26 protein-coding genes and 3 tRNA genes are annotated in these 26,118 nt (G+C 47.7%); 5 read left to right on the top strand and 24 right to left on the bottom strand.

The genetic code is table 11. The annotated features are described in order from the left end of the window. Position 1 precedes the first annotated feature (1 nt). Complete coding sequence (locus AB3N00_RS16790) at positions 2-1,057, bottom strand: FecCD family ABC transporter permease (RefSeq protein ID WP_413035608.1); 1,056 nt, start codon at positions 1,055-1,057, stop codon at positions 2-4. Positions 1,058-1,292: 235 nt separating this feature from the next. Next, entirely contained in the window at positions 1,293-2,030 is a 738-nt protein-coding gene (locus tag AB3N00_RS16795) for a glycerophosphodiester phosphodiesterase (protein WP_413036058.1), read from the bottom strand. Positions 2,031-2,267: 237 nt separating this feature from the next. Between AB3N00_RS16795 and AB3N00_RS16800 the strand changes: the two genes are divergently transcribed. Further along, positions 2,268-2,540, top strand: coding sequence for a hypothetical protein (locus AB3N00_RS16800; RefSeq protein WP_413035609.1), 273 nt, complete (start codon positions 2,268-2,270; stop codon positions 2,538-2,540). A gap of 231 nt (positions 2,541-2,771) precedes the next feature. On the opposite strand, the gene AB3N00_RS16805 is transcribed toward AB3N00_RS16800, so the two are convergent. The 7 genes from AB3N00_RS16805 to AB3N00_RS16835 form a co-directional block, all read right to left on the bottom strand. After that, positions 2,772-2,903, bottom strand: coding sequence for a YjcZ family sporulation protein (locus tag AB3N00_RS16805; RefSeq protein ID WP_217506391.1), 132 nt, complete (start codon positions 2,901-2,903; stop codon positions 2,772-2,774). Positions 2,904-3,018: 115 nt separating this feature from the next. After that, complete coding sequence (locus AB3N00_RS16810) at positions 3,019-3,606, bottom strand: TIGR00730 family Rossman fold protein (RefSeq protein ID WP_413035610.1); 588 nt, start codon at positions 3,604-3,606, stop codon at positions 3,019-3,021. A gap of 224 nt (positions 3,607-3,830) precedes the next feature. Then, positions 3,831-4,250, bottom strand: coding sequence for a hypothetical protein (locus tag AB3N00_RS16815; RefSeq protein WP_413035611.1), 420 nt, complete (start codon positions 4,248-4,250; stop codon positions 3,831-3,833). Between the two features lie 19 nt (positions 4,251-4,269). After that, positions 4,270-4,938: a uracil-DNA glycosylase gene (gene ung / locus AB3N00_RS16820; RefSeq protein ID WP_413035612.1), complete on the bottom strand. Its 669-nt coding sequence runs from the start codon at positions 4,936-4,938 to the stop codon at positions 4,270-4,272. Between the two features lie 306 nt (positions 4,939-5,244). Continuing rightward, positions 5,245-8,166 (bottom strand): insulinase family protein, encoded by a 2,922-nt coding sequence (locus tag AB3N00_RS16825; protein ID WP_413035613.1) that lies wholly within the window; start codon positions 8,164-8,166, stop codon positions 5,245-5,247. 266 nt (positions 8,167-8,432) lie between these two features. After that, positions 8,433-8,518: transfer RNA gene (locus AB3N00_RS16830), tRNA-Leu, on the bottom strand. A 288-nt stretch (positions 8,519-8,806) separates the two neighbouring features. After that, positions 8,807-9,265 (bottom strand): hypothetical protein, encoded by a 459-nt coding sequence (locus AB3N00_RS16835; RefSeq protein ID WP_413035614.1) that lies wholly within the window; start codon positions 9,263-9,265, stop codon positions 8,807-8,809. A 225-nt stretch (positions 9,266-9,490) separates the two neighbouring features. Here AB3N00_RS16835 and AB3N00_RS16840 point away from each other — a divergent pair, with 225 nt between their 5' ends. Beyond that, positions 9,491-9,727, top strand: a complete 237-nt coding sequence (locus tag AB3N00_RS16840; RefSeq protein ID WP_413035615.1) for a hypothetical protein — start codon at positions 9,491-9,493, stop codon at positions 9,725-9,727. 75 nt (positions 9,728-9,802) lie between these two features. On the opposite strand, the gene AB3N00_RS16845 is transcribed toward AB3N00_RS16840, so the two are convergent. Together AB3N00_RS16845 and AB3N00_RS16850 are read right to left on the bottom strand one after the other, a co-directional pair. Next, positions 9,803-10,288 carry a DNA-entry nuclease gene (locus AB3N00_RS16845; RefSeq protein WP_413035616.1) on the bottom strand — a complete coding sequence of 162 codons (486 nt, stop codon included), beginning with the start codon at positions 10,286-10,288 and terminating at the stop codon, positions 9,803-9,805. A gap of 115 nt (positions 10,289-10,403) precedes the next feature. Then, complete coding sequence (locus AB3N00_RS16850) at positions 10,404-11,558, bottom strand: ATP-binding protein (RefSeq protein WP_413035617.1); 1,155 nt, start codon at positions 11,556-11,558, stop codon at positions 10,404-10,406. A 286-nt stretch (positions 11,559-11,844) separates the two neighbouring features. On the opposite strand from AB3N00_RS16850, the gene AB3N00_RS16855 reads away from it, so the two are divergent. Together AB3N00_RS16855 and AB3N00_RS16860 are read left to right on the top strand one after the other, a co-directional pair. After that, positions 11,845-12,033, top strand: a complete 189-nt coding sequence (locus AB3N00_RS16855; protein ID WP_413035618.1) for a DUF6199 family natural product biosynthesis protein — start codon at positions 11,845-11,847, stop codon at positions 12,031-12,033. Between the two features lie 171 nt (positions 12,034-12,204). Then, a complete protein-coding gene (locus AB3N00_RS16860; RefSeq protein ID WP_413035619.1) occupies positions 12,205-13,440 on the top strand; it encodes an MFS transporter in 1,236 nt (411 codons plus the stop codon). Positions 13,441-13,533: 93 nt separating this feature from the next. Here the strand turns inward: AB3N00_RS16860 and AB3N00_RS16865 are convergent, their stop codons facing one another. From AB3N00_RS16865 to AB3N00_RS16885, 5 genes are all read right to left on the bottom strand, one after another. Further along, positions 13,534-13,863 (bottom strand): DUF1904 family protein, encoded by a 330-nt coding sequence (locus AB3N00_RS16865; RefSeq protein WP_413035620.1) that lies wholly within the window; start codon positions 13,861-13,863, stop codon positions 13,534-13,536. A gap of 165 nt (positions 13,864-14,028) precedes the next feature. Next, positions 14,029-14,154, bottom strand: a complete 126-nt coding sequence (locus AB3N00_RS16870; RefSeq protein WP_413035621.1) for a YjcZ family sporulation protein — start codon at positions 14,152-14,154, stop codon at positions 14,029-14,031. A 93-nt stretch (positions 14,155-14,247) separates the two neighbouring features. Then, positions 14,248-14,931 (bottom strand): hypothetical protein, encoded by a 684-nt coding sequence (locus AB3N00_RS16875; protein ID WP_413035622.1) that lies wholly within the window; start codon positions 14,929-14,931, stop codon positions 14,248-14,250. A gap of 301 nt (positions 14,932-15,232) precedes the next feature. Continuing rightward, positions 15,233-16,786: a tetratricopeptide repeat protein gene (locus AB3N00_RS16880; RefSeq protein WP_413035623.1), complete on the bottom strand. Its 1,554-nt coding sequence runs from the start codon at positions 16,784-16,786 to the stop codon at positions 15,233-15,235. Between the two features lie 197 nt (positions 16,787-16,983). Further along, complete coding sequence (locus AB3N00_RS16885; RefSeq protein WP_413035624.1) at positions 16,984-17,409, bottom strand: hypothetical protein; 426 nt, start codon at positions 17,407-17,409, stop codon at positions 16,984-16,986. A 197-nt stretch (positions 17,410-17,606) separates the two neighbouring features. On the opposite strand from AB3N00_RS16885, the gene AB3N00_RS16890 reads away from it, so the two are divergent. After that, a complete protein-coding gene (locus AB3N00_RS16890; protein WP_413035625.1) occupies positions 17,607-18,278 on the top strand; it encodes an SOS response-associated peptidase in 672 nt (223 codons plus the stop codon). 91 nt (positions 18,279-18,369) lie between these two features. Here AB3N00_RS16890 and AB3N00_RS16895 read toward each other — a convergent pair. The 8 genes from AB3N00_RS16895 to AB3N00_RS16930 form a co-directional block, all read right to left on the bottom strand. After that, positions 18,370-18,443 (bottom strand) — tRNA-Ile (locus AB3N00_RS16895). A 56-nt stretch (positions 18,444-18,499) separates the two neighbouring features. Then, positions 18,500-18,573, bottom strand: a tRNA-Met gene (locus AB3N00_RS16900). Between the two features lie 71 nt (positions 18,574-18,644). Then, complete coding sequence (locus AB3N00_RS16905; RefSeq protein ID WP_413035626.1) at positions 18,645-18,809, bottom strand: hypothetical protein; 165 nt, start codon at positions 18,807-18,809, stop codon at positions 18,645-18,647. A 149-nt stretch (positions 18,810-18,958) separates the two neighbouring features. Then, complete coding sequence (locus tag AB3N00_RS16910) at positions 18,959-20,407, bottom strand: ABC transporter substrate-binding protein (protein WP_413035627.1); 1,449 nt, start codon at positions 20,405-20,407, stop codon at positions 18,959-18,961. A 20-nt stretch (positions 20,408-20,427) separates the two neighbouring features. Then, on the bottom strand, positions 20,428-21,291 hold the full coding sequence (locus AB3N00_RS16915) for an ABC transporter ATP-binding protein (protein ID WP_175397568.1): 864 nt from the start codon (positions 21,289-21,291) through the stop codon (positions 20,428-20,430). A 2-nt stretch (positions 21,292-21,293) separates the two neighbouring features. After that, a complete protein-coding gene (locus tag AB3N00_RS16920; RefSeq protein WP_413035628.1) occupies positions 21,294-24,218 on the bottom strand; it encodes an ABC transporter permease in 2,925 nt (974 codons plus the stop codon). After that, positions 24,218-25,333, bottom strand: a complete 1,116-nt coding sequence (locus AB3N00_RS16925; RefSeq protein WP_413035629.1) for an efflux RND transporter periplasmic adaptor subunit — start codon at positions 25,331-25,333, stop codon at positions 24,218-24,220. The genes AB3N00_RS16920 and AB3N00_RS16925 overlap by 1 nt, the downstream gene beginning before the upstream one ends. Then, complete coding sequence (locus AB3N00_RS16930; RefSeq protein ID WP_413036059.1) at positions 25,296-26,069, bottom strand: ABC transporter ATP-binding protein; 774 nt, start codon at positions 26,067-26,069, stop codon at positions 25,296-25,298. Before AB3N00_RS16930 ends, AB3N00_RS16925 begins: the two co-directional genes overlap by 38 nt. Between the last annotated feature and the right edge of the window lie 49 nt (positions 26,070-26,118).

Here is a 26,118-nt window from a genome sequence, read left to right on the forward strand (position 1 = left end):
ATTACAGAGACCTCCTTTCTTTACGTGCCAGATAGAGGAAGAAAGGTACCCCGATTAAGGCAACCAGAGCGCCGATTGGCGTCTCGTATGGCGGATTAATCATGCGTGCAGCCAGATCGGCGAACACCAGCAGCAAACTACCCATCACGGCCGAACATGGAATGATCCAGCGATAATCGACCCCAACGATTTTACGTGTAAGATGGGGAATGATGAGTCCAACAAAACCGACTGCTCCAACCACGGAGACGGCCGTACCCGCAAGAATAAGCACAACGATAAGACCAATCAGTTTGATCAGGCCAGTACGCTGTCCCAGTCCAACGGCAATCTCTTCTCCGAGGCTCAGGAGCGTTATGGAACGGGAGATGAGTAAGCCTCCAATGAGCGCAGCCAAAACCCAAGGGAACATGACCTCCAGCTGAGACCACTTCGTGCCCGCGACACCGCCCGCTGTCCAAAAAGCCAGGTCCTGTCCGATTTTGAAATACAATGCAATTCCCTCACTAAGCGCAGACAGCATGGCGGACACAGCTGCTCCTGCCAGCACAAGTCTGAGGGGTGTAAGGCCGGATCTGGACGCGGCCCCGAATCCATATACAAGGAGCACGCCCAGTCCTGCGCCGATAAAGGAGTACATGATGATATGCATGTAAGGCATGCCCGGGAAAAAAGCGAAACACAGTGCAAGGGCGAATCCCGCCCCGGCATTCAGTCCGAGTAAGCCCGAATCCGCCAGTGGATTGCGGGTCATCCCCTGCATGATCGCACCAGCTACGGCGAAGCAGGCACCCACCATCGCCCCGCCAAGAATACGCGGCAATCGAATCTCCCAGATAATCTGATGCGGGGTAAGATCCGGATTAAAGTTGAAGATGGCTTGCCATACCACGCCAAGCTTGATATCTGCAGCGCCAAAGGAAATGGATAGAGCCATGCCCAGGGCGAGCAGCACAAGACCGCCTGTCAGGATCAGGGTAGCAGCCCAGGGACGAGTATGTATTTTGGCTGTCGGTGATTCCGTATTGTGACCTGCCGATGAAGCGTTCGAACTCATATGCGCCCACCCTCGTTATGAGTGGAGTAGACCAATCCTATGTACATAACAATCACCCCTCTATTATTGCCGATCTGTTAATGATATTGATTCTCATTCCCATACATCATTGTATGTCAACAAGCTCTCGCTGGCAATGGATAAATGGGACAAGTTTATAGTATTAATCATTTTTGATACAAAAAAAGCTGCACTGAGCATTTGAGCTCGGGTGCAGCTTGACCATTTTATAGTGTTAGCGGCTATGTACTCCTACCAATGCGGATAGTACATCCGGCACATCGGTAATGATGGCTTCCACGCCCATTTGGATTAGAGCCTGCATCTCCGCAGGATCATTTACGGTAAAAGGATGTGTCGAAATTCCCTGAGCCTGTGCGGCAGCTACTTCCTCCTGTGTTACAGCCAGCTTATAGGGATGCAGGGCAGAAGCCTCCAATTTGGCTGCATAGTCGTAAGGGCGATACAGTTTTTCCATGTACAGAAGTGCTGTACGAATCTCCGGTGCAAGACGTTTGCACTTTACCAATGACGCATGATTGAAGCTGGAAAGGATGACTTGCTGTTCCAGATCCCAATCCCGAATGGCTTGCACGATTTTTTCTTCCATGCCCCTGTAACCGACAATTCCATTTTTCAGTTCCAGATTAAGCAGAATTTTTTTCCCTTGGACCAAATCAAACAGCTCCTCCAGGGAAGGAATGCGCTCCTGGGCGAAATCCGAATGGAACCAGCTTCCCGCATCGAGCAAGCGCAATTGTTCGTATGTTGTATCCTTAACCCAGCCAGGTGCACCCGCAGTACGGTTTAACGTCTCATCATGAATCAGTACCAGCCTGCCGTCACTGGACATCTGAACATCCGTTTCAATGCCCGTCGCTCCCAGTTGCAGGCAGCGTTCGAACGCAGCCATCGTATTTTCGGGACAGACGGCGGAAGCTCCCCTATGAGCAATAATCTCAATAGCCATTATTCCAGCACCCCCTGAATTCAAACGCCAACTCTACCATTTCCACTATACGACCGATTTGTCATTCCTGTATTAACAGAATGTTTAATGCATGTTCGGTTCTACATCCAATTCAAAAGGTATAGGGAAATATCCAGTCAGGCTGGGGGATTCACTCATTTTTGCGAACTCAATCTGCAAATCGACATAACATAATATGAGCGATAGAAGTTCCGCACTCCGCCATAAGGAGGTTGACTATTGAAGCCCTTAAGGAACAAACCCCTTCCCCCGCGCTCTCGCATCTCCCAATCACAGTCGGCTTCCAGGCATTCCAGTCCCTCTGCGCACATCAAAAACCAATCTAGCAAAAAAACAGCGTCAAATCAGCGGAACACGAACTACATCTCAGCCAGAACCTTGGATCAACTGGCTGTTGTCGCTGCCATTCTCTCCTTGATCGCAGCTGCCCTGGGGCTGTATATCGCCTGGAAATCACTGAGTGTACCAGACGAGACCGCCGTTGTGGTATAGGCCAGTGCAAATTGTAAAACAGCTCTGCATGCCAGACGGTTGACCCTGCTCCTAATTTTCACTGTTGGAGCAGGGTTTGTTATTTTAAGTTCTAACCATTTCTTCGCAGAAAAAAAACAAAAAACCGTTCCCCTGAAACGCCGACAGCTGCCGGCGTTTCTATGGAAAGGCTAATTCCTCATCCGGTGCGCTTCAGATGAATCCATCCCCATCCGGGAATGACTGACCGAATTACAGAATGAAGGTGCGGGAGATAATAACCAGCAGAATGAACAATACCAGAATTGCGCCTGTAGATGTCCATGCTCCGCCGCCGAAGCCTCCGTATCCATACCCGTAACCTGTGCCTTTGATTTCGCTCATGAGTGACACTCCCCTCTTAAGAAAGTACACTATAGACTATGTCTCAGGTCACAACTTGCTTGGGCAGAATGGAAAGTTTTCCGCGAATGCCGGTGGTTAAATCCAATCTCTTGGATTACTTTTGTTCATTAAGCTGAGTCCATTTTTGAGTCAACTGTGCGGGAACGTAAGCCGACATCTTCGCAAGCAGCTCGGCCGGTTCGGATTCAAGACTCCATAGGCTGAGATGCGAGGTATTCGAAAACCCTTCATGTACACTATGCTCCACCAGCTTCATCAATGGCTCATAATATCCGTTTACGTTCAATAAACCAACCGGTTTGCGGTGAATGCCGATCTGAGCCCAGCACAGCACTTCGAACAACTCTTCAAAGGTACCCATGCCACCGGGAAGGGCTATGAATCCGTCCGAAAGCTCAGCCATCGTTGCCTTCCGCTCGTGCATGGTTCCCACTTCGATCAGTTGTGTAAGGCCTCCATGCACAATTTCTCCACGGAACAGTCCTGTCGGCATAACACCTATAACTTCTCCACCATTCTCCAGAGCAGCATCGGCAACCGCGCCCATTAATCCCATACATGAACCGCCATATACAAGTGAAAATCCGTTATCCGCAATCTGTTTGCCCAAGTTGACTGCCTGTTGTGTATAGTCCGGGTGATTCCCGGGGTTGGAACCTGCAAAAACACATATACGTTTCAAGGGGCTTCACTCCTTCTCGTTGTCTATCTCATTAGTATATAACAAGAATGTCATTGCTATGTTACCCTTCACGGCCGATGGAGACAAAAAAACCCGACCGTTTGCAGCCGGCCGGGCTCCCATGTTATTACACATCATTTAGAAGGGGTTGTTACATTTAATATAAAGGCCGAAGATTAAATCCATATGATCTTTACATGAAATGAATATTAAATATCAGCGTATTAGCGTATGCCTCGTCTGGAACGCACAACAAACAGATGCTTGTCCTTGCGAAGCATCCGGCCATCTGCAAGCTCGACATGATCTTCATCATGACGAAGAATCATCGTGGATAATGCTACAATTTTGGCCCGCCGCCATATCATCACCTGTGATTTAAAATAGATGGCATTGTCAAACTGAACTGCCTTTTTTATTACATATCCGACCTTATGCACCTCAGAACGTGCTTTCTTTAGGGGAAGGCTCTCTTCGGGCAGAGGTCTGATCATTGCGATATTGTCGAACGATACCTTAATCCGCTTCGGTCCAATTCGTACGCAATCCGCTTCTTCATCCCACTCTACCAGTGTCCCCTTCAATGGCTCTCGTATGCCCGTTGCCCGGTATACTGCCACTTTTCGTCCTACCCAATGCCGCAATGTCCTCACCCCCACTTATCTAGTTTTCCGGTATGGTCCAGTCAATCGGTTGAATACCTTTGGAGGTCAGGAAGTCATTGGCTTTGGAGAACGGACGACTGCCGAGAAATCCACGATGAGCCGCTAATGGACTAGGGTGTGTTGATTCCAGTACCAGATGTTTATCCCGGTTAATAAAAGCGCCTTTCTTTTGTGCGTGACTGCCCCACAGCATAAATACCATCGGTTCCGAGCGTTCGTTCAATGCGCGGATGACTGCATCGGTAAATGTCTGCCAGCCCAGCCCCTGATGAGAGTTCGGCTGTCCCTCGCGCACCGTAAGCACATTATTGAGCAGTAGTACACCCTGTTCCGCCCAATGCACCAGATATCCGTGTTTGGGAATCGGCAGCCCCAGGTCCGCATGAAGTTCCTTATATATATTTAATAGTGAAGGCGGAATACGTACACCGGGCATGACCGAAAAACTGAGTCCGTGGGCCTGACCGGCCCCATGATAAGGATCCTGACCCAGAATAACGGCTTTGACCTGATGATAGGGAGTCAGCTTTAATGCGGAGAACAGGTTTTCCTTGGACGGATAGACCGTTTGTGTTTTATGTTCCCCTGCCAGTGCATAACGAATATCGTTAAAATACTCCGCTTCAATCTCTTCTTTAAGAACAGTGTCCCAATCGTTTCCAAACATATGTATATGCTCCTTTCCCTGATGAATTATACCCGTGCAGCCCGTAACCATAGGCTGCCCCTGAGAGAGCCTTGTCTTAACAGCTCGTAGACTATCCATCATTTTAACATACCTCCGGGCGGCAGGCCAGAAATGTGCTTCAGGCGTACGTTCTTCCACGCATTGATGATTTACACTCTGTTTACTCTATAAGCAAATTTCATGTGCAATAATCAAAAAAACGAGCTCCCAGGTGGCCAAGCCAACCAGGAACCCGCTTCTTATGAATACCTTCGACTTACGAGGATACATGCGCAACTTCTGCGATTAATACTTGATCAGATCCAATGTCTCGTCGAACAAAGAGCTTTGCTCCTCAATTTTGCCTTCATTGCCGACAACACAGCGATTCCCTTGTTCAAGGATGGCAGATACCAGGGCAGCCGAATCAATGATATCGGCTTCCGTTGTACGCAGCACTTCATCCCGCTCTTGTTGAAGGTCCGCTTCGGTAACGTTGGACAAGTAGCATTCAAGCGAGAAAGTTCCTTCCGAATAAGGTGTTCTCGGGGTATCTAGATCCTGAATGGCACCAATAATATACCGCGTCATTTCACGAGCATCCGCTTTGAAATTTTTCAAATATTGCGGTATGTCTTCATACACTTTGTAGGTTTTTTCAAGATTGGGATCCCTGTATGAAGCCAGATAGCTGTCACCATTCCGTCTGAAACCGCTCATGCACCCGTATGCCCCACCCTTGGCGCGGATATTGGTCCACAGATAATCGAGCGATAAAATCCCCTGAAGAACACGCAGTGAGCCTGTATACTGGAATCCCTTCGTAATGAAGTTGCCTGTTTGAACCACGTATTGCACTTCCGACGGTGACTTGAAGCCCTCGTTATGATGAACCGCCGTGAATACAGCCTGCTCCTTAGACACCTCATGTGTGAACAGCTTCGATTTCAGGTCAGACACCTGCTCTTCCAATCCTTCATATCCTTTCTCATCCGCGGTATAGCTGACGAGCAGGTGCTCAGGTCTGAAGATAATGCCTGTCAATTCCTGAAGACGGGTGGCAAGTTCTTCTTTTCTATCCTCATAATTTGCCTGAAGCTCTTCGAGCCACTGGTAAAAGGCGATTCCGCTAACCGCTTCCCGGAAGGCAGCCACGGCTGAATGTTTCGCAGATGATCTGCCCATTGCTGCGGAGTGTCCGCTATTGATCAGACTGCGCTGCAATTGCCCCTTCAATTGGGAGATGATTTCATACAAGCGCTTTGAATCATCGAAACGGGAGGTCAGAATGATCTCCTTGATCATGTCAAACGCAAATCCGAGCTTGCTGTATAAAACCTTGGCCCCAAATTCAAAGTTGGCCCGGTAGGCGTTGTACTGTTTCGCATCGGCACTCGCACCTACACTTGCACTGATCCCGCCCGAATGGATATGAATTTCATTGGATAGCTCGTTAAATGTGAAGTTCGCTGTATCCACATAACCGAGCACGCTTTTCAAAAGACCGGCATAAGGCAGCAGATGCTGCGGAATCTCCTTGATATCAAATAACAGCTTCAGATAACCAATCCCGTTGGTGTATAGATTGTGATGCAGAATGGTTGTACCCTCTACCGTTCTCAGGGTTTGGTACAAGGTTGATGCTTTGGGCTCTATATCTTCAATCGACAAGGTCGGAATGACCTGCTGCTGTTCTTTGGTCGAAGGCTCATTCTGATAATCCGCGAGCTCTTTCGTTTTTTGCACCAGCTGCGCTATTTCTGCCTCACTCAAACTTGCCTGATAGGATTTCAATCGGGTACGCAGCGCTTCTTCCTTCCGCTGATTCAACCCTTTATCCGGGGTAACTGCGACAAACGAAGTATGTGTATTTTGCAGCAAATACTGCTCAATCAACCGCTCGAAGTATCCTTCATTCATTTTGGTACGCAACGTCGCAAATACCTCGTTGGCCTCCAAATGGGCAAATGGCGCCTGATCATCATAGAGCCAGCTCTGAAGGGCATAGAAACCATAGATGAGCCCTTTTGGCATTCTTCCAAAATCGGCTTCACGATGATTGAATTCATAGGAATTAATTCCGGCAAGCAGTGCTTTGGGATCAATTCCTTCCTTCACAACACGCTGGAGAACTTCGTTCACTGTATCCAAAAATACCTGTTTGCTCTCCAGGTTACTTTTCTTCAAACCGATGGTCAGTACAGGCTGATACAAGCTGTCGTCATACGAGCCGTAGACCTCCTTCGCAATGCCCTTATCCAGCAGTGCCTGCTTCAATACAGCTCCTGGTGCGTTCAGGAGCGCATACTGCAGAATTTGAAAGGCGATGTTCAGTTCCTGATCCACCGTTGTTCCAATCACCGCATTATAAGTCAAAAAGCTGTTATTCACTTCCGACTCGGTACTTCCGGCAGAATAGGTTTTGACCACATCAACCCGCTCGCTGAAGGCCTGCTGCAACCCAATCTCCGAGTCTGTCACGATCCGGTCATATTGGTTCAAATACGCTTCATCCAGCCATTTCAGCTTTTCTTCCATATCCATATCCCCGTACAGGTAGATGTAGCTGTTGGAAGGGTGGTAGTATTTCGTGTGGAAATCCAATAATCCCTGATAGGTCAGATCGGTAATCTCATCCGGAATACCTCCTGATTCGCAGGAATAGGTCGTATCCGGGAAAAGTGAATTCAGTACGGCTCTGCGTACAACACGCTCCGGTGAAGAAAATGCACCCTTCATCTCGTTGTATACTACACCGTTATATGTCAATTCATCCTCTGCCGAGGCCAGATTGTAATTCCAGCCTTCTTGCAGGAATATTTTCTCGTTCTCATAAATGTTGGTATTTAATACCGCATCCAGATAAATATCCATCAGGTTATGAAAATCATGATCATTGCGGCTGGCGATCGGATAGATCGTTTTGTCCGGGTATGTCATGGCATTCAGGAAGGTATTCAGTGAACCCTTCAACAGTTCAACAAAGGAGTCTTTTGCCGGAAACTTTTTGGACCCACACAGCACGGAATGCTCCAAAATATGTGGCACGCCCGTATTGTCACTAGGAGGAGTTCTGAAACCGATACTGAATACTTTATTGTCATCCTCGTTGGATAAAACGACGATTCTGGCGCCTGACTTTTTATGTTCAAGCAGATAACCATCTGATTTCAGTTCTTCCAACCTGCGTTCCTGTAAAACCTGGTAAGGCTGAAGCTGTTTCAACATGTGCTGATCCTCCATCAAAAGAAATTTATTTTGCTTTCTTGAGTTCCGCAAGATAAAGGTAATTTATGCCTATGGATAATAGTATACACCATCGATTCATGTCTTCATAACTTACAGTCTGAGGCATATAGGTGCCTTCTGATATGTATTATGTACAGTTTGGGTTTATGAACCCGAAAAGCTAGGAATTTCATTAGATATTGACATAAAAAAAGATCGCATGGACAGCTTGTTTAACAAGCGTCATGCGATCTTCTTTAAATAGATGCCGAGGACCGGGATCGAACCGGTACGGTAGTCACCTACCGCAGGATTTTAAGTCCTGTGCGTCTGCCAATTCCGCCACCCCGGCATATGTATGCATTACTTTATCACTTGAGGCGACAAGAAATATCTTATCATAGGATTAAACATTATGCAACACATATTTTATTAAATTCGCATTTTTTCAAATTGAATATCACGAAAATGAAAAGGCACTGCCAGCATCAGCTGACAGTGCCTAGAAAGTCCGAGTTGCGGTCCCGGACTTTCTATAAACCATCTATATTAAGGGAGGTGTGAGATCATAATACCTCCTCAACATTAAAGAAACCTAAAATCAGGCTTAAATTAAACTAAAAAGTGTACGGCCTGTTGTTTATGATTCTTCTCCCTTTACGATGGGTGCGATTCGGGCAGCATCATCCTCTCCGCATTCCACCACGACAAGCAAATGATCCTGGAGAAGCCACTGTTCATAGTACTGGGCATCCTCTTCGGCTACCCCGGCTTCAGCCAGGGTAAGTACGAGATCATCCGTTTCTCCTCCAATTTCATTGCCTGCCAATCGGCGAACCACTTTACCGGCAGAGATCGTCTGATCCATTCGTTTTCCCAACGCTGCCAGCACACCCTTGAAGACGCCAAATGCACCATCTGTACCTGCCCCCTTCAAAGGTTTGGCCAGACCTGCTTTTTCGCTGATCAAATCGAGATCCAAATGCTCCTTCGCCACAACCCCCATCGCCTCTGCTTCCATCCCTGCTTCCCTAAGCTTGTTAAGCATCACAATCGCTTCGTTCTCCGTACGGACCAGTCCAACCAGTAATTGTGTCATTCCGTTCCCTCCCTTAATCACTCGTGCATAACCCAACATTTTTTATAAACCGGAATTAGCGGTCAAAAACCCAATCCTTACAATAAGTCAATCCACCTAACCTGAAACATCATTTCTTTTCTGGAAATCCATACCTAGTTCTGATAGACTAGATAAAGAAGACAAATTAACCATTGAAATTATTGACATATTAAGTAACCATCCCATAACCAGGAGCAATGTCTTATGAAAAAAGAGGTAGAAATTGCCATTCGTCGCAATCAGCAAATCGTTGTTCGTAACACCAGCGGTCAAACCGTGACCGGTTATCCCGAGCGTTCTGCCGACTCATCCATTCTTACCCTGCGCACGGTACAGGGAAACCTTTGGATTCCTTTTGATGAGGTGGAGCAGATTACCCGCTTGTTGAGTATCCGTTCCCATCACATGAATGGTATGCAGTTATGTATTGCAGATCTGTAATGGTATAGATGAACAGACAAAAGCCAGACCCACATCGGTCTGGCTCTTGTCTGTTCTATGTTTCCTTATTACTAGCTACTTCACAACAAACTTCACCCGTGTTCCATCCGGATATGTACTCAGCTGATTACCAACCCACGAACCCGCTCCGCGATTGTCCTTGGGTGTAATATACTCAATATCTGCATTCGCCCCGCCTTCAGCACACATGGCCATGGGCCACTCATCCCGATCCTTCCCTTTCTTCACGGGTACACCCTTGAGTGACAAATCGCGATTGGCGTCTGCGCCGTCACGATCGATCGTGCATACATCCGAGTGCCCTGCCTTGATGGCGGCCTTGATATGATTGGCCGTCTCCGGGTACCGGTCGGATGGGAAGGTAATGGTGTGATCCACACCCTGACTGCTCCCACTGAACAGCGATGGCAGATCCAGCGGTAATTCTCCCTCAAACCAGGCAAAGAACGCCACAACCACGAGGGTCGCCAGCGTAATAAACGATTTTTTGAGCCTGCTCATGACTTTGTTTTTTCTCTTCCTTGTGCGCTTTCTCTTCATGCTGTTTCCCCCGTTCCCTCTTGCATTATACCAGAACATTCGTTCGCGAAACAATACCAAAAAGACAGTCCGCAGCAACTCCGAACTGTCCTCAACGTTCACTTCTACCAGACTGTTATCCCACGTGCGGAATAACCTGCTGCCGCAACAGCGGCAGTGTAACATGGAATTGTGTACCCTGTCCTTGCACACTCTCTACCGTTATGTCCCCTTGCATCAATTCAAGCAGTTCCTTGCAGATGGTCAATCCCAGTCCGCTGCCACCGAATCTGCGAGCATGAGAGATATCCGTTTGGGTAAACGCTTCGAACAACTGATTGATCTTCTCTTCCGGAATACCGATTCCCGTATCACTTACGGAGAACACCAAGGTAACCTCGTCTCCATGCTGTTCCTTCACATCCAGCTGCAGTAACACCTCACCTTGTTCGGTGAATTTAATTGCATTGCTCAGCAAATTATCCAATACCTGACGCAATCGCAGAGGATCTCCGATCAAAACATCTGGCACCTGCATATCAGCTTGACAACGCAAATGAATCTTTTTCTGTTCAGCCGCAGGTTCGTGCGTTCTAACAATCTGTTGAACGAGTTTGAGCGGCTGAAATTCAATCTGTTCAACTTTCATCTTACCGCGCCCCAGCTTTGCCATATCGAGGCTGTTATTCACAATGTTCAGCAAGGCTTCACCCGACTGACGGGCAAGCTCCAAATATTCTTTTTGCTCCTCACTGATTTCACCCATGCTCGTTAACTCGATCATGCCCATAATTCCATTAAGTGGTGTGCGCAGTTCATGACTTAATTTCCCGATAAACTCCAGATGCCCCCTGCTGTTCATCTCCGCCAATTTGGCTGCCCTACGAAGCTGCTCCTCGGCATATTTCCGTTCAGAAATATCGTATTGGATGCCAACAAAAAAGAGACACTGTCCTTCATCATCAAAAATGGGATCAATGTTCAATTCGTTCCAGAATCGCTGACCGCTTTTAGTATAATTTAAAATATCGATTTTAATGGATTCCCGCTGCTTGATAGCCTCACGAATCCTGCTTACGGTTTCGTGATTCGTGTCTCTGCCCTGAAGAAATCGACAGTTTTGTCCAACCACTTCTTCGAAGGTATACCCGGTAAGAGCCGTGAATTGTTCATTGACGAATATCAAAGGCAGTTCTGGTGAGGTGGCGTCGACCACAGTTACGGAAGATTTAAGTTTTGATATCAAAAACTCCCACTGAATGGGTATGGAGTGCCGATTTTGTATGCTCATGCTTCCCCTCCTGTTTCGTATGGTCCGTTCCGGTAAGTACATATATCATCATATAATAATTAGGTCTTTGATCAACCGAAATCAATATAATTAATTGTAACACAGTTATTCAAATGATGTGGTTCGTGGGTAAATACGAATAACTCACACCAATCCGTCAGGAGGAAAACATCATGAAATTTCTGTTGATCGTTATTATCGTTATTCTGGTATTGTTCTTCTTCACCAGACGCAGACGTCGTTAATATCAATCCGGGTCATGCAAAACAAGGAAGGAAGATCGGGCATGAGAACCCTCTTTTTTATTTTCATGACACTTTGCATTATCAATCTGTGCTTCCCCAAGTTTGGATGGTATTTGCGCTATGGATGGATTTCCAGGGGAGAGTCCGAGCCGAGCAAGCCTTACATGACGTTCACCCGAATGACCAGTCTAGTCATGCTGCTTATCGCTTTTACACTTGTAGCCGCCTAAAGGTATCCTATACTTAACGAAGCAGTTATCCACGTGGATAACTGCTTTTTGAGCTATCAATGAAGAGAATATGATAATTTTATTTGTGGTGCGTTGCCCTCCGTCCCATTACTATTAGTATTGTTATTTATATGTAGTGAATATATATGATTCGTGAAAGGGCATCTATGCATGAACATCACTTTCTATCCATACTGGGCTGCCAAGACACTCCTATCCTTTATTCAAGTTGTATATATTATGGTTATGACTTTACTGATCTACGGTCAGACTGGCTCGGTGCTCTATGCCGCACTGTTTCCTTTTATTCAGATGACTGTACGTATCGTGGCAGGCGTGACCTCTCCATGGCTTGTGAACCGTTTTTCTTTCGCCAAATTCATCATCGGCATTGCTGTAGCGAAGACTTTCATACTCACCGGAATCGGCATCTCATTGGCTTATCTGACTGTACATATCCCTGTCTTACTGGTTATCATCACTGTTCTTTCCTTTCTGGAGGGCTGGGAATCCCCCATCCTTGACAGTTTACCCCCACGTCTCGCTCAAGGCGAGGAACTCGTGAAGGCGAACAACCTGCTAACCTTCTCCAATCAAACCGCAACAATGGTTGGATATGCGATAACGGGCTTTGTCGTCTTTCACTGGGGAGCTTCACAGACATTTTGGGCAGCTGTTGCCATGTCGTGGGCCAACTTGGTTTTGATGATCGCCATTGCCTTGCTATCGAGTGAAATAGTGGGACAAGCGGATAATACCCATGTCAAACGAGTCATGCTGCGGAAAGGCTGGTTTCTGTTACGGAACAAGCGCACCTTGCGGCTACTTACCTACGTGGATGTATTAAAAGCACTGGCCGGGTCCATCTGGGTCGGTGCCATTACACTCGCTTTTGTCCAAGAATCCCTTGGACAAGGGGTGCACTGGTGGGGCCTCATCCATTCGAGTTACGCTGCCGGCGCCATCCTCGGAATTTTTCTCACACGTAGTCTGACACTACTTGGTCAGCGACATCTGATCTCCAGCATGGCTGTCAGTTCGCTTCTCTTTACCCTATCGACCCTGGCTTTCGGGTTAAACAGCCTTCCCTGGCTGGCACTTGTACTGAGTATCTTCATAGGTTCCGCTGGCCAGATACGGGAAATCGAACTACAGAATGCGTTTCAAAATACGGTTCCTACAGCATCACTGTCCGATGTATATGCAGCTCGAAGCATGCTCCTGACTGCATCCATGAGCTCGTCGGCCCTTTTCTTCGGATTTGTTGCAGATCAGTTTGGTGTGAGGCAAGTCTACTTCATCGGCGGAGCCCTGTTGGTCATCTCTGCACTCTGCATGTTCGGATTGAACCAAGTACGCCAGCAGAGCAGTTCCGATGAGGGTACAGGTGTTTCCTGGATAAAATAAAAGACGAGCAGATTTCTGCTCGTCCCAGGCTGTTCCGAACACAGGCGGAACAGCCATTTTATTTTGCAAACCATGCACTGGTCTTAGCAATATTTAATCCAACGGGTAATCGGTTAGCGGCTTGCCTTGCTTGTAATATAAAGTCGGGGACAGGATGTTGAAGAAAATATGAGCATCTGAAAGGCCTTCGTCTGCCAGAATACCATGGATGGAAGATGCGATGCGATTGTGAACGTCCTGATCACGCTGGAACATTAAAATTTCTACCGATGCGGGAGATGGCGTAAGAGCTTGTACATCATAACGCTCTGCCTTCATTCTTTCTTGTGGAATATTGGAAATAAGAGCCATCTGCTCGGTGATCCGGGGAACAACTTCCTCCAGTTGATGACCTGTGAATCCTCTAAAGCGAATAAACGGCATTACGATCCCTTCAATCTCTAAATTTAGTCTCTTATGTGATTTTAAGCACATTGTTTTCGGTTGTCAAATGAAAGACTCGTTGTTACTCACTTCGCTGACACAGGAAAGCCCCGCCGAAATTTCAGCGGAGCTTGGTGTAACCATCCATTTCTAACTAAATGTGACTCAACACCAGAACGATTTTGTGATGATGACGAGCAGGATGAAGAGTACCAGAATTGCAGCTGTGGAAGTACACATACCATGCCCTACTCCTCCAACATTACCACAACCGTATCCAACATGACTCATTTGATTGGCCTCCTTTGAATTTCAAGGTATGCCATAACATATGCCAATTCAGCACAAATGACCGGGCATCTCCCCAATCTGCAGCGCCCATTCCTACACGGATTTCCCCATGTGACGTACACTGATGTTCACACTGGTTCCAGTTGCTGCCTTGCCTCCATCCTCTATACCAATCAACTCCAGATCAATGATCCGGGTTCGTGTATCATTTCTCGACTGCAGGAGGACTTCACCATTAGGCGCAATGCAGTAGGCTATTGGAATACTGGTATCACAATCCCGGTAAGATCCGTCCGCATGACTTGTTCCCATGATAATAGACTGCTCAGTCATGGCAATCTGCCGCGCCTTCTCCAGCCACTCCACATATTGCTCCTCACTGAACATCCCGACACCGATGGAGTGCATGATTATATGCACATGTCCAATATGCTCATTCCGAAAACCCTGCAGCACGATCTCGTCACACAACAACGTACTGATGGTCCAGCCCTGTTCCACAATCAATGCAGCAGGCGTGTACTTTGCCTTTTCGAGAACGATCTCCCCTGCCTTGTTGATGATGATGGTTCGATCCTTGGGTCGTTCGTCCAATCTACGGTGCCCCGATATAATCATCGTTTCATATCTCGCAGCCAACCTGCATGCCTCTTCCACATTCTGATTGAGGTATCCCTCCGGATACAACAGAATATCCACTTCAGGATGGGATCTCAGTTCTTCTTCCAACTGTACAAGTGCTTGTTCCAGCTTCGGTTGCCCAATCATGATCTTCATCTCATGTCCCCCATTCATCAATAAAAGCCGGTTCATACCTGAGTAGGTACGAAACCGGCTTAAAGGCTGCACAGCAGAGTCACTGCTTTTTGCACATCGCTTCAAGAGTAACTGTCTATTACACAACGTGTAAAAAAACAATTACCTTTACAGTTCACGTGGTATGTAGTTAAAGAATGTGATTACTATATCTGTGTTCTAGTTTATCACATAGCGCTTGTCCATCATAGCTTGGATCCGTAACCACATCTCGAAGTAATCCTCCTTAATTAGAGGATGCTGATGATACACAGAACGATCATCAGCTTTCAAAACTTTGAAGCAAGGAATGCGCTTCTTCGTGATCCGGATCCATAGCCAGCACCTTACGGGTATAATCCAACGCCTCTTCTTCCAGTTCCAGTTCATAACAGCAAACTGCCAAATCGTATAATACTGCCGGGTTGTGTTTCAATCCATCGGCTTGAAGAGACAATTCCAAAAAATGCTTGGCGTCCTCATACATCGCCATTTCATTCATCAATTGCCCTGACAGAAATGCAATATCCCCCATCTGCTCCATAGAGTAATAGGAAGACCACATCATATGAATACCATGCTGAATATCGAGCATCTCTTCATCGCTCGCATCAGGAAGAAGATCGGATATTCGCTGAGCGCTATGTATCAAAAATTCGGCATCATACCTGCCCAAACGCCAAAAAGGCAAGAGCTGTTTGAGTTCCATCCTGCTCACCTGGTGGTCGAACCATTCTTTTATACTGAAAAAATCATCCGGCCCAAAACGCTCCACTTCCCGCAGATACGCGAGCCTCGTATTCACATAACTCATGGGCTCTTTCACCATCAACATACATCCGATATTAAGATCTTTGTAATGATGTGAAGTAAAACAAGCATAGGCCCCACGCTGCTCCAGAACGTGTTGAATTGCATGATAATTCGCGGTTAACGAGAAGCTTCCATGAAGAACAAATTCAGGCGGCTCTGCAAACTTCCAGTTATCGAGTCGATGATCCCCTTTATCAGCTGTTATCAATACGTACCCTGATTGGGATAGCGTCTCCAAACGATCAAGACAGGCCAGTCCGGCTGCCGGAAACAGAATATGAGAATCCTCCAGTTCCTCCTGGTAAAGTGAGATGACATCCCTGTACGGATAGGTATCTGCACTGTATTCGGGCGCAGGGCGGTAGGCATAACTCAGCTGCATGTTCTCCAACCTTTCAACAGGCTGAAGGTTCGAGGAGCTGTCAGCGTTGGAGATCATCACATCACATTCATAAATTTTGCCTTCACCAACATAGATCAACTCTTGAGGGATGCTATCAAAAAAGTAGTTCGCAATGATCAGTAACGGCTGCTTCAGCTCACCCGGGCGGATTACCGTACTTGCTACCGTCAAGTTCAGTTCCGTGTCATGCATGGCATCAAATTGCGCAAAATCAAGCAGTCCCTGCTGAATAAAAGACTGCATGGACGGATGGTTCTTCCAGCCAAAAACATTGTCTGAGGCGAGATCCGTCATTATATAACGGAAGGAAGGCAGCTCTGTTGCAGCGTAGTCCCTCAACTCACATAGTTTTATCAAAATTTGAAAAGCCAAGCGACCTACACCAGCTCCCAATTCCAGAATGGTTACTGTCTCTGTTGTTTTCCCCTTGGTAGCCAGGTCTTGGAGAAACCCAAAGATCATTTCCGCATACGCAGTTGCAATCATGGGATTGCTCGTAATGTATTGCGGAACCTGATTATCCGTCCAAGCCTTCAACCCTTTTTGTTCATAATACGCCCGCTGCCAATCCCATACCGGAGCTTCGCTGAAGCGGAAGCGCTGTCCTTCGTTTTCCATCATGTGATATAAAACCCGCCTTCTGTCCATAAATTCATTGGCTCTCATTATATCATAAACATTACACGATCCCAGGAAGACAGCTTCCCATTACAAAAAAAGCCCGCCTTAACAGGCAGGCATCGACAAACACAAACTTCAATTATCGTTAGACGACAACCTTTTTTTATAATCATCCAGTAGGCAAGAACGTCTGGCTATTAATCCGAGTACAGTGCTCCATCGAAGTTCTCAGGACCTACACGAACAGTACCCAGCAAGTTGGAGCTGATAAAAGCGGTGTACGTCAGTTGCGGCAGAACCGGTGGATTAAAATCATCCGCGGAGAAAGTAATAACTTGAGGTGCCAGAACACTTAAGCTGAATGTGGACGTTGCGGAATAAATGATAGGGTCTGTTGGAGCAGTACCACGAACAACTGTAATTGTGATTCCTACGAGTGCCAATGGAAGCTGTACGGAAACCGTTCCTTTCATTTGTACACGCGGATTCGCTCCGATGCCGGCAGTCGTTATCAAACCGATCTGTCCAAATAATTGGGGCGTGTTAACAACTAGTATAGGTACGGAAATGGAGTTTGCCAAGCTGGCATTCTGCGAAGTTCTCGCATCAATAAATTGACTCATGAAATCTACCTCCTATTGTTGGAATAGGATAGTATATGCGAGAGTATAGCGATGGCATGGACAGACAATGATTTTTGCAAAAAAAGGCATTGATTATAAACTAGATTTACAATGATACTTCCCATCTAATTATTTCCGTGTTTAATCCTTTAAATGTATGATTAAATATGATAATGATACTTGAGGAGGTGATTTGTATGTGCGGCAGATTTACAATTGTTGATCCTATAGAGGAATTAATGGACAGGTATATGGCTTCAATAAGTGATGACTTCGAATACCAACCCAATTATAATGCAGCACCTATGCAATACATTCCAACCATTATTGGAAGCAAACAAGGAAATCGATTGGGTTCTCTCCGCTGGGGCTTGGTCCCTGCATGGGCCAAAGATGACAAAATCGGAAACAAAATGATCAATGCACGGGCAGAGACCATAGACACGAAGCCCTCATTCAAACACCTCATTAGCTCCAAACGTTGTATTATTCCCACGAATGGTTTCTACGAATGGAAAAAGGAAGGAACCCAAAATCAGCCACTCCGCATTCTGCTGAAGGACGAAAGCATCTTTTCGCTCGCTGGATTATACGACACTTGGGTAGACCCGGAAGGCAACAAGTTAAGCACGTGTACAATTATTACGACGGAACCTAATGAGTTGATGTCAGGTATACACAACCGCATGCCGGTTATCTTACGACCGCAGGATGAAGGTGAATGGTTGGAAAGAAGCCATAACGATGTTTCTTCCCTGCTTGGTCTGCTGAAGCCATACAAAGCCTCGGAAATGCGGGCATACAAGGTCTCCAGGGATGTAGGCAACGTTAGAAATAATTCAGTAGAATTGTTGAAGGCAGTGGAATAGAATTAGCAGCAATTTCATTTCCCTATGTTCTGTCGTTCATCCTTAAAAGAGAACAGAAAAAAACCCTTGCTGCGCAAGGGTTTTAAGAGAATGGGCCCTGAGGGACTCGAACCCCCGACCAATCGGTTATGAGCCGACCGCTCTAACCAACTGAGCTAAGGGCCCTAGACATAATATATAACGTGCAGATGATGGCTGTGAATCATCCAAGTAAAACTAAATTGCGGGGGCAGGATTTGAACCTGCGGCCTTCGGGTTATGAGCCCGACGAGCTACCGGGCTGCTCCACCCCGCGTCAGTAAAAAATATTAAAACAGCGACTTAATTAATATACACCATTACATCCTAATAAGTCAAGGGGTAATGTCAGGGAATAAAACGTACGCCGTATCTTCCTTTTTTCGAGCGGTACACCTCGACTTCCGCTGGCTCATTATGACCGTAAATCCACCCATCCTGTTCCATGCGTTTGGCAAGACATCCCGCCTGAAATTTGGTTGCATATAGCTTGCTGAAATATACCCAGCGCATCCTTCTCTTCCTTTCCGAAAGTTATGTTTCATCTCTGCTTATTGTAGAGTACCCCAATTTCAAAAAAAATAGCCGCAAGAGGACTCAAAACCCCAGCGACTATTTTTTTTATAATACTGCATAAATAAAATTAAAAATGTAATAGGCTTTTAGAACGTAGCCTTGGGATCTTTCTTCAATTTCTCCAGCATTTCATTACCCTTGGCTGCCCACTCGCCCAGCGCTTCTTTTGGTGTTTTCTTGTTTTCAAGTACCTGAGTGAAGTATTCCATACCTTTTTCGCTCACCTGCCAGAGGCTAGGCATTTTCTGGTACAGTTTATCCAGGTTCGTATTGGTCGGAGGCACAGGCTTCAGTGTATAGAACGCTTGGATATTGTAATCCATACCGTCCTTCGGTTTAATGAAGCTTTTACGTGATACCATCTCGTAGCTGCTGCGCGCCTTGATCTTCGCCCAATCTTCACTGTTCATATACTTGATCAATTCCCAAGCATCATCCGGATTCTGAGCCGAACTGTTGATCGCCATCAGGCTACTCAAGTAGATGTTACCCCCGATTTCGGGTGCTTCCGGGTGAACTGGAGGAGTTACTACGTCCCAGTCTACCTTAGTGAAGCCTTCCATTTTATCTGCATTTTTGTTGGCATCAATCAATTGGTTAATGTAGCTGTAATCCCCAATTACCATGGCTGCCTTGCTGCTCAGGAACAGATCGCCTTGAAGGGGGTTATAACGCCCGTTTGGATCCTGATCCTGTGCTTCGTCCCCTTTAGGAATGACTTTATCGATAGCGAGTTTGCTGATGGTACTCCATACTTTCTCCCATTGCGGCGAATCAACGGTCATTTTCTCTGCTTTGTCATCAAATATTTTTAATTGCAAAGAATTATAGTATTGCTGCATGGAGTAGTATGGGGAACCCCCTTGATATGTTGTGAAGGAGAATCCAAACTCATGGTCCTTGCCTTCACCTTTTGTAAGACGTGTTGCCAGGTTGAAAATATCATCCCAAGTCATATTGTCTGTTGGCGGCTCTACGCCTGCTTTCTGGAACATCGCCTTATTATAGAACAGGGCGGACGAAGAGAAGGTCGGTGTCAGTGCGTAAATACTCTGATCACCCAAATCCTTGATGCCTTCAAGGACACTTGGCACAATATCACTGGTATCGAATTTATCCTCCTGGATCAGCGGATCAAGCTGTTTTACCATATTTTCCTGGATGAGTGATTTGATCGTAGCCGTGTCAGCCACGACAACATCTACGGGATTATCCCCAGTCATGATTTTCTTGAGATTTTCCAGGCTATCCGGCATTTCCTGCTGTTCTTCCTGATTTCCATAACCATACATGCTTCCCTGGTCTACTGCGGCCACCACTTCAATCGTGACATTCGGATGTGTCAATTCAAACGCATCGGTAAACTGCTGGCGGAAATAACTATCATCCTGGTTTCCCCATAACGTAGCCACACGCAATACACGCTGCTCTGTATCCTTGGCCTCACTTGCTGTACAGCCCGCAATTAGCGGCAATGCCAGACTGGCTGTAGCCAGTACGGCCAGCACACGTTTTCCCCAAAACCTGTTCTTCATCTCCCAATTCCCCCTCAAATTTATCTTGGCGGTGTGATCACAATGCGTTCACCGTCAAATTCCAATGTTGCCCGATTGTCGATGGACAGTGCCTCCAAATACTCTTTGGGTACCTGAAGGCGTCCCGCCCGATCTATGATGACAAAGGCTTCATGGATATCCGGCGCACCTGCTTCAGATAGTCCATGTTCATCATCCAGATTCGGATTGCGCTTCACAAATTCGGTACTGGTCAAGCCATCACGAATGGCTACAATTCGGTCCACCTTGCCGGCAAGCGTCAAGTCATGGGTAACGATGACGATCGTAACGCCCAGTTCCTTGTTCATCTTGCGAAATATGTTCATGATCGTATCACATGTCTCGGAATCAACCGAGCCTGTTGGTTCATCGGCAAGCAAAATTTTGGGACGATTGGATAACGAGATGGCAATAGCCACCCGCTGCTGTTCTCCCCCTGATAATTGATGCAGCTTGTTGTGCATCCGGTCCTTGAGACCAACCCATTCCAGCAGCTGCATCGCATAGGCGCGATCCCGCTTGCCCCCAAGAATCATGGGTGTTTCCACATTTTCCAGGGCCGTTAGATAAGGCAGCAGGTTACGTCCGTTATTTTGCCAAATGAAACCTACAGTATGACGTTTGTACTCTACCAGTTGGGCATCCGTCATTTTGAGCAAGTCCCAGTCTCCCACAACTGCGGTACCGGCTGTCGGGCGATCCAGCCCCCCAAGAATGTTAAGCAGTGTGGATTTACCACTGCCGCTGTTGCCGATGATCGCCATCATTTCACCTTGATTGACGGTCAGGTTGAGACCTTGAAGGGCAACGACTTCCACATCGCTGGATTTAAAAATTTTCACAAGTCCTTCGCATTGGATCACGTTTACCTCTCCTCTCCCATTTTGACCGCCTGGTGAACCCGCAGTCTGCGAATCTGCCACAGCAGCATTGTTGCTCCAACTACCAGCATGACCACCGTCACGCCATACAGCTGCAGCATGTCTTGTTCTTCAAACACAATCCGGAACGGAGGCACCTGTGCAGATACATTGTCCGTCGTTTGAAGGAATGGCAGGAACAGACGACTGGATACCTGGCCGATTCCAATCCCGAGCAGAATGGATAGTCCAGCGGTAAACACTTGCTCAAGGAGCAGCATACCGCTCAGCTGTGCACGTGATAATCCCATGGCCCGTAACACCCCAAACTGCACGACACGTCCTGAGAGATTGAAGAACCAGTACAGGATGTATCCGATCAGGGAGATAATGACCGACACCAGGAAGCCCAGACTCAGTATGCCGAACACACCGCCACGTGACGGATGTTTGCCCTGGGATACCAATTCTGTACGCACATCACGTACGGACGATAGCTCAATGCCCTCCGCCGCAAGTTTCTCCATCAATGGTGCAACCTTCGCATCCGGTTCCATTTTCAGCCAAACCTCATAAGGGGTCAGAGGCACCTGATCATAGATATAGTCCAGATTGGCCACAAAGAATGGCGTCTGATCCGGGTACTGGGCAGGCCAGTAAGGAATGATGCCAAACACCACAAATTCAATCGCCTGTCCCTGAACACCGATGGAGAGCAAATCCCCGGTTTTGAGCTTGAACTTATCGGCAAATTTGGAGGAGATTAAAACCGCACCTTCATATTTGCCCAACAAATCGAGATACTTATAGGGGTGTGCAGGGAAAAGATCGTTACGGAACCAAGCCACCTTAGCAAAGTCCACATTATCAATCCCGACCAGCATGCCCTGGCCGCCGGATTTGCCGGATACAATGATATTCCCTTTCGTCTGCAGCACTCTTGCTGCATGTTCCACACCGTCCAGCCTGCGGAATACTTCGAATGGCGGTTCGGAATAGATGACTTTGGATGGCTGTGAGTTTCCGCCGCCCCCACCTGGGGTGCCACCACCATTGCCTCCACCGGAAGCTCCGCCCCCAGCAGAACCGCCACCGCCACCGTTTCCACCACCTTGTTGGCCTCCACCTGATCCGCCATTTTGACCGGAACCCCCGGGTTTAACCTCGGGAGTCCCTTCCCACACCGTTTGCATGATCACATCGGAGCCGTAACGGTACAGCGTACGCTCGGTGGAGTTCAGATCAATCGTCCGGGCTGCAGCCGAGTTGTACACACCAAGCCCGAGAGTCAAGACAAGTAGAATCATCAATGGATAGTATGACGACGATGAACGTGACAGCTGCGTCAGGGTCAAGTACAGCGGAACCGGCAAAAACTTGCGCCCGATCAACTGTATGAGTTTCAATATCCACGGGAATAACCGCAGGAAGAACAGACCCAGTGCAAAGATGGCCAGTGCAGGTACAAAAAACAGGAATGGCTGTACCTGCAGCTGATCTGTCGTCATACCCGTCTGGAAAGTTAACATCTGACGCTCATAGAACAGGTAGTATCCATAACCAGCGAGACCCAGCAGTACAATATCCAGGAACCAGCGCTGCCATACCGGAGCACGATCCGTACGTGCCTGACGTCTTTTGGCCGAAACAATCGTCGCTCGTGCATAGGTTATTGCCGGAATGAGTGAAGCAATGATGGCTACGAGCACTGCCACAAGGCCAAGCAGAATGGCTTCTTTTGATACACCAATTGGAATCGATTTCCGATCCACGAATGACAGGAATCCACTGGCTGATCCGATGCTTTTAGCCATGAACCAACCCAGCATGGGTCCGATCACCAGAGCAATTGCCCCGAGAAAGATACCTTCAAGCAGGTACAGGGAGAAAATCTGCCGGGCAGAAGCTCCGCGACTTCGCAATACCGCAATGTCACTTTCCTGCTTCTGCAGTGACTGCCTGGCATTCATGGCAATAAAATAAAAGACCATGGCAATCATCGGCGCTGCCAATGTGAATAACATCGTCTGCAGTTGCAGACTCTGACTGCGGAACTGCTTCAGCAGATCGCCAAAGGTGATATCCACCTTCGTATCCTTAAGCCGCTGGTACAGATCAATATCCAGCCGTTCCAGCATGGAAGTCAGACCCGGCAGCTGACTGGTTTGAATTTCCTTCAGATCAAACGCATAATACCAGCGCGAATTCTGAAGCGGAATCCCTTTTTCCTTCAATAAAACATCGTTAAATACCGACTCATCCACATACAGACCGTTCATCATGCCATCAAATCCTTGAACCCAATACGGGCTGTTCAGATCATCTGCCTTGAAGGAACCGGTGATTTTGACACGCAGTGTAATATCCAGTCCACTGTACACCGGGTATTCCAGAATGTCTCCGACATGCAGATCATTCCGATACATGCCTTCCTCCAGCATGACGGCTTCAATAATGTCATCCTTGACCTGATTGCCCGGCTTCACACCGGCAGAGTAATTCACCTGTGCGTCTAGTCCGCTCATCGTGCCAAGCGTCATGCTTCGAACCCGACTGGCATCCACCTTGGTTGGATCCTCCGGATTCACCTCCGTACTGCGAATGGATCTAGAGTTTACATACGTATGGAACGGAAAACCGATATCACGAGGCACATCCTCACGAATATAACGATCCACCTCATCGAGACCGCGTGTGTCTGTCTTGACTCCACCCGGTGCCTGATAACTCATAAGCAATGAACCTGCAGGCAACCCCTCACTGTTATCCTGCAGGGTCTGTGCCACCACCCGTTTCAACGCACCATCGGCATACATCGGAATACTGACGGTGAACGCAACCGCCACAATCAGTCCGATCAGCGTGCTGAATGTCATCCAACGGGTGTTCCACATTTTGCGGAACAACAGCCTGAGCAATGGCAGCCCCATTAGCGGCCCACCACTTTCTGTCCAACGGTCAGACCTTTCAGAATCTCAACATCCGTAGAGGTCTGCTGTCCCACTTCAACGTCCACTTCACGTTTGCTGCCATCGCTCTCAACGACCTGTACGTACGTTCTGGAACCGATGGAGCGCAGCGCCGAGACAGGTATGACAATGGCATCCTCCGTACGCTGGGTTACAATGGATACCGTTAGAGGGGTTCCGCGTTCCACGCCCTTGGGCATTTTCGTCAGAGAGACGATGACATATTGGTCGAGGGTCTCTTTGACCGGAGGCGTTCCGCCTTCGCCGCTACCTTCACCGTTTCCGCTTCCATTTCCAGTTGCTTGAGCGACAGGCATTACTTTAACTCTGCCAGAAACCTTGCCTGCTCCGTTGATGTCCACATCTGCTTTCATGCCAGCTGAGAACTTTTCCAGATCTTCCTTCGCAAACGTAGCTGCTACAACCAGATTCGATGTATCTGCAATGGTTGCAATTGGATCGTAGGCTTTGACAGCTGCGCCTTTCTCCACCTGGACCGCAATAATCGTTCCGCCAAAGGGAGCGGTCAGCGTCGCTTTGCCAATCTGTTCCTCCAGATCAGCTAGTTCTTGGCGCAGCTCTTCAAATGCTATGGTGGCTTCTTCGAATTCCACCGGATCCATTTCGTCACGCTTGCGAAGTGTTTCTTTCATTTGCACTTCCGATTTCCGAATCTGAAGTTTCTTGGCTCGAATTTCCTTCTCCACACTCTCCACATCAAGTACGGCGAGGAGCTGACCCTTTTTCACTTTATCCCCCGGCTTCACATTCAATTCCTTGATGTGCATGCCGTCCAGCGTGAAATACACCTTTTCTTCCCGCTGACTCATCATTTTGCCGCTGCCGCTAACCTTTTTCTCCAGTGTTTCTGTCCGGACTTCATATTCCGGCTTTTTGGAAATCGTAGGCGGTGTAATCGGCGGAAGTACTTCTTCCTCTGTTTCTGCCGGCAGCAATGAGCAGCCTGTCATCGTTGCAGCCACGATTGCACCAATCACAACAAGTGCTGCACGTTTCCCCCTTTTCGGAGCGGCCCCTTTACTTGATAAATCTGCCGTCCGCCATTTCATAAACATGGTCCGCAACCTCCAAAATCGTAGGATCGTGTGTCGTCATACATATCGTTACTTGTTCCACTTCAATAATATTGCGAAATACGGCCATCACCTGTGCGCCCATCTTGGAATCCAGCTCGGCTGTCGGCTCATCCGCTAACAACAGTCGGGGTCTATGCGCAATGGCCTTGGCAATCGCGACCCGCTGCTGTTCCCCCCCGGACATTTCGAATGGCCGATGTTTCACCCGTTTGGTCAGTCCGACCAGATCCAGACAATGACCTACCCGTTCCTTCCATTCCGAACGAGGCACATCCGCCATTCGCAGCGATAACTCGACATTCTCCCAGGCCGACAGCAAGGGCATCAGTGCATATGCCTGAAAAATAAAGCCGATTTCCTTGCGCCGCAGAGCAGTCCGTTTCCGGTCCCCCCAATCCTGCAAAGGCTGTCCGGAAAATAAAATGTCACCACTTGAAGGCTGATCCAGCCCACCAAGCATATTAAGCAGAGTCGTTTTGCCCGAGCCGGATCTCCCCTTCAGCATGACAAGCTGCTGCGGGTTGACTTCCATGTCAATGCCTTTGAGCACATGGATAATCCGGCTGCCCGTCTGAAAGCTGCGATGTACATTGCGAACTTCCAGCACAGGCCCATCATATGGAGGCAGCAAACTGGCTTTTGCCACAGACTTGGACTTCGCTTCCGGTTCGGCAGCTGCAACAGCCACCTCATCCTTGCTTGTTCCATCGGTCATGGATTGTGAGTTATTCGAAGGACTTTCGGGTTTACTTATGTATGCCAAG

This window comes from Paenibacillus xylanilyticus, from assembly GCF_047246825.1.
Taxonomy (GTDB): Bacteria; Bacillota; Bacilli; order Paenibacillales; family Paenibacillaceae; genus Paenibacillus; species Paenibacillus xylanilyticus_B.